General features: G+C 57.6%; 18 protein-coding genes. 17 read left to right on the plus strand and 1 reads right to left on the minus strand.

Annotation, left to right across the window (positions count from 1 at the left end):
- Window positions 1-9: 9 nt before the first annotated feature.
- Window positions 10-1278: a permease gene (locus IPH10_12440; GenBank protein ID MBK6911716.1), complete on the minus strand. Its 1269-nt coding sequence runs from the start codon at window positions 1276-1278 to the stop codon at window positions 10-12.
- Window positions 1279-1551: 273 nt separating this feature from the next.
- On the opposite strand from IPH10_12440, the gene IPH10_12445 reads away from it, so the two are divergent.
- The 17 genes from IPH10_12445 to IPH10_12525 all read left to right on the plus strand — a co-directional run bounded on the left by IPH10_12445 (window position 1552) and on the right by IPH10_12525 (window position 14324).
- Entirely contained in the window at window positions 1552-2334 is a 783-nt protein-coding gene (locus IPH10_12445; protein ID MBK6911717.1) for an alanine--glyoxylate aminotransferase family protein, read from the plus strand.
- A 15-nt stretch (window positions 2335-2349) separates the two neighbouring features.
- The gene (locus IPH10_12450) at window positions 2350-2505 is read left to right on the plus strand and encodes a hypothetical protein (GenBank protein MBK6911718.1); all 156 of its coding nucleotides are present in this window, start codon (window positions 2350-2352) and stop codon (window positions 2503-2505) included.
- Complete coding sequence (locus IPH10_12455; protein ID MBK6911719.1) at window positions 2502-2639, plus strand: hypothetical protein; 138 nt, start codon at window positions 2502-2504, stop codon at window positions 2637-2639. Before IPH10_12450 ends, IPH10_12455 begins: the two co-directional genes overlap by 4 nt.
- 324 nt (window positions 2640-2963) lie before the next feature.
- Window positions 2964-3305 (plus strand): hypothetical protein, encoded by a 342-nt coding sequence (locus IPH10_12460; GenBank protein MBK6911720.1) that lies wholly within the window; start codon window positions 2964-2966, stop codon window positions 3303-3305.
- A 493-nt stretch (window positions 3306-3798) separates the two neighbouring features.
- Window positions 3799-4401 (plus strand): hypothetical protein, encoded by a 603-nt coding sequence (locus IPH10_12465; GenBank protein MBK6911721.1) that lies wholly within the window; start codon window positions 3799-3801, stop codon window positions 4399-4401.
- A 58-nt stretch (window positions 4402-4459) separates the two neighbouring features.
- The gene (locus IPH10_12470; protein MBK6911722.1) at window positions 4460-4813 is read left to right on the plus strand and encodes a T9SS type A sorting domain-containing protein; all 354 of its coding nucleotides are present in this window, start codon (window positions 4460-4462) and stop codon (window positions 4811-4813) included.
- 369 nt (window positions 4814-5182) lie between these two features.
- Window positions 5183-5947, plus strand: coding sequence for a TonB-dependent receptor plug domain-containing protein (locus IPH10_12475; protein MBK6911723.1), 765 nt, complete (start codon window positions 5183-5185; stop codon window positions 5945-5947).
- Window positions 5910-6188 carry a hypothetical protein gene (locus IPH10_12480; protein ID MBK6911724.1) on the plus strand — a complete coding sequence of 93 codons (279 nt, stop codon included), beginning with the start codon at window positions 5910-5912 and terminating at the stop codon, window positions 6186-6188. The genes IPH10_12475 and IPH10_12480 overlap by 38 nt, the downstream gene beginning before the upstream one ends.
- A 16-nt stretch (window positions 6189-6204) precedes the next feature.
- Window positions 6205-7224 carry a TonB-dependent receptor gene (locus tag IPH10_12485; GenBank protein ID MBK6911725.1) on the plus strand — a complete coding sequence of 340 codons (1020 nt, stop codon included), beginning with the start codon at window positions 6205-6207 and terminating at the stop codon, window positions 7222-7224.
- Window positions 7225-7267: 43 nt separating this feature from the next.
- On the plus strand, window positions 7268-8662 hold the full coding sequence (locus tag IPH10_12490; protein MBK6911726.1) for a T9SS type A sorting domain-containing protein: 1395 nt from the start codon (window positions 7268-7270) through the stop codon (window positions 8660-8662).
- Between the two features lie 86 nt (window positions 8663-8748).
- Window positions 8749-9660 carry a D-2-hydroxyacid dehydrogenase gene (locus IPH10_12495; protein ID MBK6911727.1) on the plus strand — a complete coding sequence of 304 codons (912 nt, stop codon included), beginning with the start codon at window positions 8749-8751 and terminating at the stop codon, window positions 9658-9660.
- 1242 nt (window positions 9661-10902) lie between these two features.
- Complete coding sequence (locus IPH10_12500; protein ID MBK6911728.1) at window positions 10903-11325, plus strand: T9SS type A sorting domain-containing protein; 423 nt, start codon at window positions 10903-10905, stop codon at window positions 11323-11325.
- 33 nt (window positions 11326-11358) lie between these two features.
- Window positions 11359-12423 (plus strand): hypothetical protein, encoded by a 1065-nt coding sequence (locus tag IPH10_12505; protein MBK6911729.1) that lies wholly within the window; start codon window positions 11359-11361, stop codon window positions 12421-12423.
- Complete coding sequence (locus IPH10_12510; GenBank protein ID MBK6911730.1) at window positions 12420-12887, plus strand: T9SS type A sorting domain-containing protein; 468 nt, start codon at window positions 12420-12422, stop codon at window positions 12885-12887. The genes IPH10_12505 and IPH10_12510 overlap by 4 nt, the downstream gene beginning before the upstream one ends.
- 131 nt (window positions 12888-13018) lie before the next feature.
- Entirely contained in the window at window positions 13019-13321 is a 303-nt protein-coding gene (locus IPH10_12515) for an EamA family transporter (GenBank protein ID MBK6911731.1), read from the plus strand.
- The gene (locus tag IPH10_12520) at window positions 13216-13905 is read left to right on the plus strand and encodes a DMT family transporter (protein ID MBK6911732.1); all 690 of its coding nucleotides are present in this window, start codon (window positions 13216-13218) and stop codon (window positions 13903-13905) included. Before IPH10_12515 ends, IPH10_12520 begins: the two co-directional genes overlap by 106 nt.
- A complete protein-coding gene (locus IPH10_12525; GenBank protein MBK6911733.1) occupies window positions 13902-14324 on the plus strand; it encodes a hypothetical protein in 423 nt (140 codons plus the stop codon). The genes IPH10_12520 and IPH10_12525 overlap by 4 nt, the downstream gene beginning before the upstream one ends.
- Window positions 14325-14397 lie beyond the last annotated feature (73 nt).

Genomic DNA, 14397 nt, shown 5'->3' on the forward strand with positions numbered 1-14397 from the left:
ATCGGACTCCTATACAAAATTTCCATACAGCCACCCGGCCAGAGTGGACAACGTTACAACCAAAGAAACAAACGCCATGGTTTTGCGCAAACCTAACAGAGAGTGAATCACCAGCATACTCGGCAGCGACAACGCCGGACCAGCCAGCAGAAGCGCTAGTCCCGGGCCTGCGCCCATACCGCCGCTCATCAGCCCTTGCAGAATCGGCACTTCGGTCAAGGTCGCGAAGTACATGAACGCGCCGATAGTCGCGGAGATGAAATTGGCGACCAGTGAGTTGCCGCCAACTAGTTTAGCGATCCACGACGACGGAATCAACCCGTCGGAGCCGGGCTGACCCAGCAGCAAACCCGCAGCCAGAATACCCAACAGCAATAGTGGTACGATCTGCTTGGAGAAATCCCAGGTGGCTTCTAGCCACTCGCGGCTTCTCCCGCCCGAAAGATACAGAATCAGCGAGAGCGCGGCAATGGCCAGCAGAAAAACTGCCTGCGGGTAGTCGGGAATTGCGACTGCCGCGCCAATCGTCACGACGATTCCTGCTGAAAGATGCGGCAGTCTCGTCTGCATCCATCCGGCCATTTGCACGCACAGTAACACTGCTAATCCGCCCGTCAGCCACCACTTATAGGGATATATCCCCAGAGATGGGCCGAGCGTGGCGGCAACCAGAATTGAGCTGAGGGTCGCAAACCAGACAGCCGTTCTGAGACCGTTTGAAGCGGCCCGCTTCTCCATTGGCGCGGCGGCCAGTCGTGCGACTTCGTCACGGCGGAAGAGCCACGCCATGAGCAGGCCGATGATGATTGAAAAGAGCACGGCGCCAACCGTGCGGGCAATTCCCATGCTCAACCCGAGTACTCGGGCCGTCAGGACGATGGCCAAGACGTTGATCGCCGGACCGGCATAGAGAAATGCCGTGGCCGGGCCGATGCCTGCACCCATCTTATAGATTCCGCCGAAAAGCGGCAGCACGGTGCATGAACAGACCGCCAGCACGCTGCCCGAAACGGAGGCCACACCGTAGGCCACCAGCTTGTTGGCCCCCGCGCCGAGGTGCTTCATCACTTCGCCTGACTGGATGAACGTGCTGATGGCACCCGCAATAAACAGCGCCGGGATCAGGCAGAGGATAACGTGTTCGCGCGCGTACCATTTGGTCAGCGCTAAGGACGACTGCACCGCCTGCGGAAGATGCCACGAGTCCAGGGGCAGGAAATAGGCCCCGCCGAACAAGGCCATCATCGAAATCAGGCGGGTAAACTGGTTCTTTGACATGTAAAAACAAAATGATAGGTACTGGTTCGTTAAAATACGAAATAAGAACCGGGAATACAACGCACGAGGCCAGAATTGGTCCATTGCGTGCGCTTGTCACACGAAACATAAATTGTCGCAGAATGGACCACTATCACCGACCATGCGCTATTGTGCCTCATTGCCTCTCAGATTGGATTTTGCTACCTTTTCTATGTAGTGGTGAGAAAGCGTGTCTTTCTCGTTAACTTAGATTTTTCAATCAGGTACGCATACAATACGGAGTAGCTCCCCATGCACGATCGCCTATTTATTCCCGGTCCGGTGGAAGTTCGTCCTGAATTGCTGCAAGCGATTTCCAAGCCGCAGGTCGGCCACCGCACGCAAGCCTATATGGATGTCCACTCGGCCACCATTCCTCTATTAAAGAAGATCCTCTATACCGAGCAGGATGTCCTGCTGTTCACTTGTTCGGCGACAGGGGTGATGGAAGGTTCGTTGCGCAATCTGTGTCAGAAGAAGGCGCTGGTCACGGTCAACGGCGCGTTTTCCAAGCGCTGGTTCCAAATTGCCGGCTTCAACGGCATTCCCGCCGACAAGCTGGAAGTGCCGATGGGGCAGGCGGTCAGGCCTGAAGCAGTAGACGCGGCTTTGGCGACCGGACAGTATGACCAATTCTGCGCTGTCTTCAACGAAACTTCGACGGGCGTGCGCGCACCGCTGGAGAAGTATTCGGAAGTGCTCAAGAAATATCCCGACGTGATGTTCTGCGTGGATGCAATGTCGGCGATGGCCGGTGACAAGATTGAAACTGACAAGCTCGGTCTCGACGTGTGTTTGGCCGGGACGCAGAAGTGCTGGGGCCTGCCGACGGGGATGTGCGTGACGATGATTTCCAATAAGGCGATGGCTAAGGCCGCGACGGCTAAGGCGCCGGGTTACTATGTGAACTTCGTGGACGCAAAGAAGTACAACGACAAGCATCAGACGCCGCATACGCCGGCGATTCCGATTTTGTTCGGTCTGCATGCGCAGGTTGAACACATCGTCAATGTCGAAGGACTTGACAACCGTTGAGCGCGCCATCTGGAAATGCAGAAGCTGACGCACAGGTGGTGCAAGAAGGCCGGATTTGAACTGTTCCCCGAGAAGGGTTATGAATCCGTAACGCTGTCGTGCATCAAGAAGCCCGATGGGTTTGATTTCAAAACCTTGAACGGTCAGCTTTCAAGAAGCATCATTGCGTGATTTCCAACGGTTATGGCGACATCAAAGAGCAGACATTCCGCATCGCGCATATGGCCGATACGACGGTCGCCGAGATGAAGCTGTTGTTCGGATGGATTGACGCGATTCTGGCTGAGACGAGCGTCACCGCGTAGCAGACGGTCAAGATGACAAGGGATGGTGTAAGGCCATCCCTTTTCTCTCCGAAGCCGCGCAGAACGCGACTTATCATTTACCAAGGGGAGGCGGTATGGCTGGCTGGAAATTTGTACTGTTGTTTGCAGTCGGTTTGTTGGTCGTGTTTCTGTTGCTGTGCCAGGATACGCAAAACGGCGGAGCGCCGCCCGCTCCGGTGCCAGTGCCGGTCCAGCTGCTGCCCGGCGGAGGAACGACCCGTCGTATCGGCAGCCGATTGTCGGAGCGTCTTCGACGGCGCCTGCGCGCTGGACACAATCTGTCCATCCCGGCGGTCGGACTGTGTGACAAAATCGTTTGTTGCTCAGAAAGACACGGTGTACCATTTGTACGCCGTCTATGCCAACAACGACACGGCACAACCGAGCTGCGTCTTGTGCGCGAGCTTGTATCACATTCGCGCGGCGGGCGATACGGTGCTTGTGACCAGTATAGAAACCGCTTGCCCGACCGGCGGGCCGTGGGCGGACCATCCGAGGTTGGCGAAGGACTCGACCTACATGCTGTCGGCGTGCCTACACAAGTGCGGCGACATGTCCAATTGCCAATGCGGCGAGATGGTTGATGCGTTTGCCATCGTTTCAATGCGCGATCTGCTCGATGAGTTGAAGCGGCATTTCAGATAGCTTCTCTGCTCGGCGATCGACGCTCTCCTTTGCGGTGGGTCCCGCTACCAATTTGAGGGAGAAGATTATGCTTGCGGTTATTTTGCTTCTTATGGTGAGCTGCGCTTGGGCGCAGCCGTGTTCTCAGGCCGTATGGGGTGTATGAGTCGGCGTCGCGGATTGGCGACCTTGAAGCCTGTGTGCGCGGCGATACGTTGGATGCAGTGTGGATTTCGGATGCGCAGGTGGTTTGGCAGCGATTCAACCTCGCAGCCGCCGCGCCGCTGGCGATGCGCGGATCGTTGACACACTTCACAATTGGCCAAAGCTCGAATTGCATGACCTCACTGCGCGAAATGACTCGTCGTGGTGTTGTGTGGTGTATGAGGATGAGGCGGTTGGCTACGGTATGCCAGGGCCAATGTTTCCGGTTTCTTGTGTCCCGACAATTACGTATGGTTGGACTCAAGTGTCTCATACTACTACATCGGCAAGGGTCCGCGCAGCTCCCCCGGTGCGCGGACGCGAGGGTGGTCACGCCACCGTCATGTGGCTGGGAGAACATTGGGACCCGCACATGTACGGTATCACCATCTTTGGTGCAACGATTTCCGCTGATGGAGAAATCCTGAATAAGTGGGACGTTGCGGAATCGCCGCTTGACAGGAATCGCGCCACACGAGCAGTTGATTGGTCCTCAAACGACACTTTTGTTCGCACATTGTTCCCCGGCGTCGTCAACACAGGCGTCATTTCCTGCTACGTAACGGCTGAATCAGGAGGGTGCGACTATTCCGGTGACCTAAGCAATCCCATTTACACGATGATCGAGCTTGAGCGCATCACTGGCTCACTTGCCCTTGCCCTCTATTCGGAGGACAATTCGCAAGATGATCCGAGAGTTGCCCGGGTGAGCCGCCCTGATTCCACACAGTTTGAGTTTGAGTATCTCGGCCCGGTCGGCCTAAATTACGTCACATCGTCTTTCTTCCACCGCGACTTTGGGTTTGCAGTGGTCGAGGCCAATCCGGGTTATCTGCTGGTTGCGCGTGTGGACACGACCGGACAACCAGTGCAACCGGTGGGAGTGCTTTACGAAACGGCGGCACGAGCCTGATCGCCAACGCGGATGTCACCATCACCGACGACGGCAAAGTCGTGTGTGTGGAGCGAGTATGACGACGGGCGAAGGCCCGCGCAGGCTGAAGACGGCGTGGGTGGCATGGGACGAGTTTGTAGATACACCTGATCAATCTGCTCCAGCGCCGCAGGAGTTCACCCTTTCCGCCTACCCCAACCCCTTCAACTCGAGCGTGACGATTTCGTTTGAATTGCCGCGCTCCGGAGGTGCGGAGCTTAATATCTTTGATCTGAACGGGCGGCTCGTCGAGACACTTCGAGACGATTTCAGCACGGCCGGAACGCATACGTTGAATTGGTCACCGAAAAGCGCCGCCAGCGGCGTATATTTTGCCACGCTCGAGGCGTCATTCGCCCACACCACGCAGAAGATTCTGTACCTAAAGTAGCAAGGGAATTCGCGCCATGATTCGTTTGTTGACCGCTGTTTGCATGTTCGCAATCGTCTGTACCTTTGGTTACGGGCAAACCAAGCCCATTACCGTCGTTCGCGCCGACACGCACGAGCCCATTGTCGGCGCATGGGTGTATGACGAAGCGCAGCTTGTGGTCGTTCAAACGGATGTGAACGGCGCGTTTGATCTCGGCAAGTTCGACGATCATCAACCCCTGGTGTTTTTTCATCCCGACTACGTGCGGCGGCTGCTGAACCGCGATCAGATCGGCAACGAAAATTTTACGGTCGCGCTCGAGCGCGTGAGCTATACGACCGACGAAGTGGTCATCCAAGGCCATCGCTTCGGCAATGATCCGCGCAAATCGCCCAGGCGATCGCCGAAGTCACCGCCAAGCAAATCGAGTTTCAACAGCCGCGCACGACTGCCGAAGTGCTCGAAAGCGGCGGTGTGTTCGTGCAGCGCAGTCAATACGGCGGCGGCTCGCCGATGCTGCGCGGCTTCACGGCGAACGGCGTGCTGCTCGTGCTCGACGGCGTGCGCATGAACAATGCGATCTATCGCGCCGGAAATTTGCAGAATTCAATACAGGTGGACGCCAATGCGCTGGGCTCGGCCGATATTCTGTTCGGGCCCGGTTCGGTTCAATACGGCAGCGACGCGATGGGCGGTGTGATGGTCTTTAACACCACTGATCCGCTGCCCTCGCTCTTGAAAACGGCGAAGGTTGACGCACGCGCCTTTACGCGCTACGCGACAGCCAATGATGAACGCACGGTCGGCGGGACAATCGAATACGGGATGCGAAAATGGGCGCTCCTCGGGAATGTCACCTACAGTGATTTTGGTGATCTGCGCTCGGGAAACGTGCGCAGCGACGCCTATCCCGATTACGGCTGGCGGCGCGAATATGTGGCGCGCGAAAACGGCGCCGATGTCATTGTGCGGAACGATCACTCGACGGTCCAGCGTTTCACCGGGTATACGCAGGCCAATGTTCTCGGCAAGGTGCGCTATTGGCATAATGCGCATCTCAATCTTACCTACGGACTGGTTTACGACCTCGTCGAATATTCCGCGCTACGACCGTTTGGAACAGTATCGCAACGGTGCGCTGCGCTACGCTGAATGGTATTACGGGCCGCAAGAGTTGCTGCTAAACCGACTGACCGCCCACGCATCGGGTGGCGGAGCGCTATTTGACGAAGCCGAGTTTACGGTCGCGCATCAGGACTACCAAGAAAGCCGCCACGACCGTACGCGCGACAACGACAGCCGCAATGATCGCACTGAAGACGTCAGCATATTCTCCGTGAACGCCGACGCCAGGTCGAGCGCTGGGCTCGGGCACGCTGTTCTACGGCGCTGAAGCGGTACTGAATGATGTGCAGTCTTCCGCGCAGAAGTACAATATTGTGACCGGCGAAACCGCGGCGCAATCCACGCGTTATCCCGACGGCGGGAGCAACACCACGCAACTGGCCGCATACTGCGGTTGGCGGGCGCCAGTGTCCCGCGCGATTGTCATGACTGCGGGCCTGCGCTATTCGCATAACATGCTCACATCAAAGTTTGACGATCAGTCGTTTTTTGCCTTCCCCTTTGACGAGATCAAGTACGACAACGGCGCGCCGACGGCGAGCCTCGGCGCGGTCTACAACGCGGCGGCCTGGCAGGTGCGCGGCGCGTTGGCGAGCGGTTTTCGCGCGCCGAATGTGGATGATGTCGGCAAGATCTTTGACACAGGGAACGGCGTGGTCATCTTTCCCAATCCCGAACTGAGTTCGGAGTATTCTTACAACGGTGAGCTTGGCCTGGCGCGTGACTTCGGCCGCTTCAGCGCCAGCGCTACGGGTTACTATTCGATGCTGCGCGACGCCGTGCTGGTGCGCGACGCACAGTTCAACGGCGCGGATTCGATACTCTATGACGGCGCAATGGCGAAAGTCAAATCGCTGCAGAATGTCGGCGAAGCGTTTATTGCCGGGCTGGATGTGCAGGCGAAGTGCGAGATCAATGAACGATTGACCGCGAGCACGCAGCTTTCCACTGCGCAAGGCCGCGACACCGAGAGCGATTTGCCGCTGCGCTCCGTGCCGCCGCTGTTCGGGCAGACGAGTTTGATCTGGCAGCAGGAGCGCTGGGCGGCGGAGCTGTTCGCGCGTTATAACGCATGGAAACAGCTTGATGACATGCCGATTGCCGGCGGCGAGGTTACGGCGTATACGGATGATGGCGTGCCGTCGTGGTGGACGTTGAATGTACGCGGAGACGTCAAGCTTGTTGAGCATCTCGAACTGGTCGCGGCGCTGGAAAACATTCTCGATCTGCATTATCGCCCGTACGCATCGGGTGTGAGCGCGCCGGGCCGGAATCTGATTCTGAGCTTGAGGGCGGAGTTGTAGGTTCTTGTTTTCTTCTTCGGTGGGTCCCGAGAGGAGAGGTGTTATGCGATGGATTCTTGTGGTCATCGTTTTCTCCACGGTCAGCTTGGCGCAGCCCGTGGAGATGTTTGAGATTCCGTTCAGTGGCGTGGCGGCGCCGCTTGAGGTGTTGGCGGTGGCGAATGACGACAATATCGCGGATGTTTTTGTCAAGTCAACGGACGGTTCGGTGTATAAGCTGACGTATGATTTGGTGGCGCACGAAGTGATCGGAACGCGCGTGCCGATTGCGCTCGGCAGTTCGGTGCGCTACGGTTTGCTGAATGCGGCGTCCTTGGGGAACGGACAATGGGCCGTCGTGCTGAGCGGCTGTTTTAACTGCTCTGTCGCGGCGGAGCGCTACCAGGCCTTTCTGATTACGGGTAGCGGCAATGTGATGGACTCAGACGAGATGATTTATGACGTCGCGGCTGGCGGCATCTTCGCTACGTTCGGACCGTTGACGGACGCGCGAATTGCGCGGCATCCCGAGGGCGGATTCTTTGTCACCGGATCGGCAACCGGAATGTGGGGCGTTGAACCGACGGCCGAACTGTTCAGTTGGGCACATGATCTTAGTGCGCCGTACTATTCCTATTACTCGGTGGGCGACCACATCATGCGCGTGTTTCCGCAATTTCTGACCGGTGACACACTGTTGATTCTGAGCACGCGCAGTCTGGGCGGAACAGCGGCCGCGTGGTTGTCGCCCTGTCTGACGCCGGAGTGTTCAACACAAGTTATGGGATGGGATGTTTCGTTGTTCGCTGAAGCCATGCTGCGGACGCCGGGAGGCCGCATCATCGCGTGGCGTGGGGATCAGATAATGGAGCTGTTGTCTGATGGCGGACTCGACACGCTGAACGATGCGGCAAGCGAGCCGCATTGGTCCGCGCGCTTTGCGGCGCATCCGGATTACGGGTTTGCCGCGATTTGGCAGTACGGGCAGTCCACGATGCTGGCTCGCGTGGATACGAACGGCAGCGCGCCGGCGGCGGATGGCTCTGTCGCCTGGAACGTCGTGCCGCAGTCCGCGTTCGTGAGTTTTGACGGCGACGGTGCGCTATTGGCGGGCTATGCAGTCAATGACACGACGGTGGGCCTGACAAGGGTACCGTGGACTGCGCCGCTGAATGTGCCTGCCCCGCCGATGGTCATTCCTAAGACATTCCTGCTCAGAGCATTTCCCAATCCGTTTAACTCGTCGGTCAGTATTGAGTATGACTTGCAAAACGCCGCCGACGTCCGCCTAAGTATCTTCAACACACTCGGTCAGGAGATCGCCACGCTCGTTGATGGCCGCTCCGCCTCCGGAACGCATAGGCTGGTCTGGTCGCCCGCTGCCGCCAGTGGCGTCTACTTCGTCAAGCTCACGGCGGGTGAACTTGTAATCAGTCAGAAGATTTTGTACATTCGATAGGTTGTGGCCGAATTGTCTGGCCCGAGGCCCAACCTAGGTTTCCCTCGGCATTTTTAATTTTCCCATTTTCAATTTTCTCCTCTCCCATGCCTAAAATTCTGCTCAACGACGGGATTGACAAGTCTGCCGCTGAAGCCCTGATCTCGTCGGGCTTCGACATTGATCTGAATCACTACGAAGGCGCCGAACTGCTCGCCAAGGTCAAAGATGTTGAAGGTTTGACCGTGCGCTCGGCTACCAAAGTCACCAAAGAAATCATTGACGCCGCACAACATCTGAAGATTATCGTGCGCGGCGGCGTCGGCGTGGATAATATTGACGTGGCGTATGCAGAAGCGCAGGGCATCGCCGTGCGCAATACGCCCGCCGCATCGTCCACATCCGTCGCGGAGTGCGCGCTGGGGCTCATGTTCGCGGTGGTCCGCGCCATTCCCGCCGCCAATGCTTCCATGAAATCCGGCGAATGGGACAAGAAGTCGTTCTCGAAAGGCATTGAACTCGAAGGCAAGACGCTCGGCATCATCGGCATGGGCCGGATTGGCACGCGACTCGCCGAGAAGGCCGCCAGCATCGGCATGCGCGTGATCATGGGTTACGATAAATTCCCCGATAACGTGAAAGCCAAGGGCTTCCAACTGCGCGAGCTGGACGACGTGTTTGCCGAGTCGGATATCATCTCGCTGCATATTCCCAAGAGCAAAGATGAACCGGCCCTGATCGGTCCGGCGGAGCTGGCCAAGATGAAAAAGGGCGTGATTCTGATTAACACGGCGCGCGGCGGCGTGATTGACGAAGATGCGCTGTTGGCCGCGATGGAGTCCGGTCACGTATACGGCGCAGGCATTGACGTGTGGGTCGGTGAGCCCAAACCACGCCGCGATTTGGTGGAGCATCCGAAGGTTGTTGCTCTTCCGCATGTCGGAGCGCAGACCATTGAGGGGCAAGGCCGCGTCGGCGGCGAAGTCGCCGATATTCTGAAGGAGTACTTCGGGAAGTAGTAGTTGAGCGGCGGCACGTCGTGAGCATTGCGCGCTAGCGGCCCTGGGCCCAGCAACTGCGCTAGCTTGCGAGTGGCATCGTTCGTGCGTATCTTATCGAAGTGGGCCACACCGGGCGCTTCCTATATATGTAGTGCCCGATGGTGTCCATCCGACCGACATATCCCCTTGTCTTTGTTGCACTTCAGACCGGAGTGCCCTGCGTGCTCTGTTCCAGCTTCGACAAGGTTAATTATCTGATTTTTAAGGCCTTCCGCTGCGAGCCACCGCTCGCCGGGAGGCCTTTTTGCGTTGCGAAAGCAAACCCAGTTCATGCAAAATGGGGAGGTACTACTCCATGAAACACTCCGTGCTGTGCCTCTTGGCATTACTTCTGACCGTTCAGCAGCTTTCCGCGCTGGAAAATCACTTCTGGTTGACGGACGGCGAAACCTCGCTGACGTTCCCCACTGATATTTCGCGCTTCTTCGGGCGCGACACCCTGTGGGGCCCGATACGCTCCAATGATTGGATTGCCACACAGAATGACGTCAATGGTTTGCCGGTGTTCTATGTGCAGCCAGTCACCGCCATGCCGAGTTTTCGCCCGGGCAGTCCGAATCCCCCGGGGCAATTCTTGGGCGGCCCGCCGATATTCAATGCGCCGATCATCGAGTTTCCGGACAGCTTGAGATTCCTGCGCGCGGATGCTCTAGAGCAAGAGCGCTTTCTTTTTGTCGAGGGACACGAATGGTACGGCACGATTTGGAGCACGCAAGTCCGCTTTTACCACTGGCCGGTAGGCACACCACTCGACACGCTCGAAGCCGCGTTCCTTGAGTTTCCACTCAATGACTACAGACAGGTGTTCTTTGTGGACGGCCAACTCGATTTGCGCGGCGAGATGTTCCCCAATGATTGCCAATTGCTGCTGGGCGCAAGCGGGGATATTCGTTTGATTGACAATGTCATGTTCGCGGGAACAAACTGGACGAACGGCACGCTGCCGGATGGTGTGACGTCGCGCATCGCGCTGGCTTCGGAACAGAGCATCGTCGTGGCCAATACGTGGGAGAATGGCCGCGAGAATTGCTCGGGGCCGGGCGGCCTGCACGACCGCTGCAACATCGTCGTTACTGCATTCATATTCGCACTGCGGGGCAGTTTTACATTCGAGCAGCAAAACGACACGGATGACGACTATATCTCGCCGACGCAACCCGATGAGCGCGGAAATCTTGTGATGACCGGCGGCATCACGCAATGGCGGCGCGGCTATGTGCATCGCTCCAATCGCGGCGGCACGGGATACAACAAAAGGTATCACTACGACGCGCGCGCCACTGGCGCACGGGTATTTTTGAGCAAATTGATCCGTGGCGAAAGGCTACTGAGTTCACCGATGTTACCGAGCGGCTCTTCCCGGCGCAGTTCACGCTGATCGTTTCGCCCAATCCGTTCAATGCGAGCACGACGATTCGCTATACGCTGCCCGAAGCGGCGCATGTGCGCGCTGTCGTGTATGATGTCACAGGCCGCGCGGTTACGGAATTGATGGACGAAACCACCGCCGCCGGAAGTCACGCGCTGCAATTCGACGGCGCGAATCTCTCGTCCGGTGTATATCTCCTGCGGTTCGCCGCAGGCGAGCAGATTTCAACTCACAAACTGCTCTTGATTAAGTAACTCTTTCATAAGCCCTGTCTGGAGGGACGGCTGATGAGACGAATGTGTTTTGCTTTGACTTTGCTCGCGGCAGTTCTTGTCACCGAAATGTCGGGCACCGAGAACTACGTGTGGCTCACGAATTGGGAAACACCCGCGCTCTTCCCGGGCACGGCTTTGCCTTTTCGCGGCGGCGACACGCTGTGGGGACCGGTGCATTCGAACGATTGGATCGCTACGATGAACGCGGGCGGTCAGCCAGTGTTCTATGATGTGGTCAGTACGACCAAACCAAGTTTCAGACCGGGTAGCCCCAGTCCGGCAGGCATCTTTCTGGGTGGACCACCGGAGTTCAGTGTCCCTCCGATCATGCTGCCACCCGATCTTGAACGCTTGCGGACATTGGCTATGGTGCGCTCGGCCAACTTTGAGATTGACGGGCAGGAGTGGTTTGCAGAACTTGCGGACGATACGTTGTACGTCGCACACTGGCCGGTCGGAACGCCGCGGGATACCATGCTTCCGCCGTCGTATTCACTTGATCTGGTGACTCACCCTCACGTGTTCTTCGACGGCCCGCTCGACGTTCGCGGCGTTCTTAATCCGAATGAACTTTTCGTGACAATTGGCTCGTCTGAGAACATTCGCGTTCTCGATAATGTGATTATCGCGGGCACTGATACCGTCACAGGATTGGTTCCTGCTGATGCGACCTCGGCGCTGTGTTTGGCCAGCGAACGCTCAATTATTATTGCCAACACATGGGAGAATGGACGGGAGAACTCCTCGTCCGGCTCAAACGTAGTCATTACCGCAATGCTTTACGCGACTCGTGGATCGCTCGAATTCGAGCAGATGAACGATGTCGCAGACCCCTATGTCTCTCCTGTTACGCCGGACGAGCGCGGAGCACTGATGATCACGGGTGGCATTGTGCAATGGCGGCGCGGTTTCGTGCATCGGTCGAACAACAATGGAACGGGTTACCGATTGAAACTTCGATACGACGAGCGACTCCGCTATTGGGATGCGGGCGTTAGTGATGAGAACGCACTTTATCCGGACACGCTCTTCTTCGTTGATACTCGGACTGGTGAGACGGGTATGACACGCTCGTGATTGAGGGAAACGGCGCGTTTTCAGGCGCACTCGCGTCCTATCCGTTCGCCACGAACGCAACCTATCAATTTGCCGGACCGTTTACCGTTCCCGTTTCATTCACGCCGCCGTTCCCGGGGCCGCACACGGGCGTGCTCTCGTTCTTCATCGGCGGGCAGTATCACTCCATCGCTTTGCGCGGGAACGGTATCTCTGCCGGCGCTCCCCCCATCGCCCCCGAAATTTACCCCAACCCGTTTAACAACGTCACATCGTTGAGCTTTACACTTCCCGAAGCTGCGCATGTGCGCGCGGTGGTGTATGATGTGCTCGGACGTGAAGTGGCGCGATTGGCCGATGAAGCCTTCATCGCCGGGCAGCACCGCCTGTCCGTGCAGGCCACCGCGTGGAGCTCCGGCGTCTATTTCCTGCGCTTTGAAACACTTGGGCAAATCGAAACGCGGAAAATGCTGTTGATAAAATAGGGGTTGGAATGTCAACCGTCCCGGGCACGCGCGGCGCGTGCCGCGGCAAGTGTGCCTGAAGGGCCTGACCAGCGCAGAACCCGCTTGACACGCGGTTGCAAATCTGTGCAAAAATCCTTATCTTTCACCCCGTGCTGATTGCCTACTTGGCCCTGCTCGGGGTGACTGTTTTTTGGGGGTTCACTTTCCCCGTCGTGCAGTGGTCATTGGACGATTGCTCGCCCGTGCTGTTCGTAGCCCTGCGCTTCGCACTCGCCGCGCTGCTCTTTCCACTCTTCTTCGGCAAGAAATCACTGTCGCTTGATCCGCAACTGATCAAGCGTGGCTTGTGCTCGGCGCGTTTCTGTGCGGCGGCTATATCTTTCAAACGATCGGACTGCGTTACACGACCTCGGCGCGCGCGGGCTTCATCACCGCGATGTATGTGCCGCTGACGCCAATTCTCGCGTGGTTGTTGTTTCGCGCCAAGACCCGCCGCCGCATCTGGCTCGCTGCGGCAATCGCGTTTCTCGGCATCGTCACGATGTCCCTGCCGGAGACCTTCGTGGACGGCAAACCGATGCTCGAGCAGATGGTGCTTAATTTCGGCGACCAGTTGATTCTGCTGTGCGCGCTGTGCTACGGTTTTCATATTCTCTATATCAACCGCTGGTCGCGCGCAGAAAATGAGTTGACGTTGACATGGCTGCAATTGACCGCCACGGGACTCATCGCTGCCGCACTGCTACCGTTTGAAAAAATTCACTTCGCCCTGACAAGTCAAGTGGCGCTCGCGCTGGGCTTCACCGCGATCTTCGGGTCCGTCATCGCGATTTGGGCCATGATGCGTTTCCAACCACGCGTGCCCGTCGCCGGAGCGGCCGTCGTCTATTCGATGGAGCCGGTCATGGCCGGACTCGCCGCGTGGCTTATGCAGGACCAAGTTCCGCCGCCGCTCACTATCTTCGGCGCGGCGCTGATTATTCTGGCGATGCTCATCGCCGCCACCATCCAAGAACCCGAACCCGCCCGATCATGATGTTTCGTTTGGCAATGCTGTTGCTGTGCGCCGTCTTTACGCTCGTCTCCGCGCGCCCGCGCGTCGTCGTCGAGCGCGATTCCACCTTGATGAACCGCGTTGATCCGAACATGCAGCCTTACTACATTCCCGGCACCGATACCAGCGCGCCGCGCATGGTCATTGATCCGGGCGCCATGGTATACCAAATGCAAGTGGACTCGATCAACAAGGCCGCCGAGGACAAGATCCGCGAGCAGATCATTGCGCTCGAAAAGCACTTCGAGGATCCCGAGTTCGAAGAGAAGACGGGCGCGTCATCGGCGCAATCGTCGTGGAACAGCAGATGGCGCTGCTCGATATCCAGATTGACCGCGCCGTCTCGCTGCGCGATACGCTGCTCCTCATGGGCTTGCAGGTCGGATTGGGCGAGTTACTGAAGGCACATCCCGAATGGAATATGAACTGCTGAACCTCGACAAACGGATCAGCCAGAGCTTTCAAATGCTCTAT

Source organism: bacterium, assembly GCA_016702305.1.
Lineage (GTDB): Bacteria > Electryoneota > RPQS01 > RPQS01 > RPQS01 > JABWCQ01.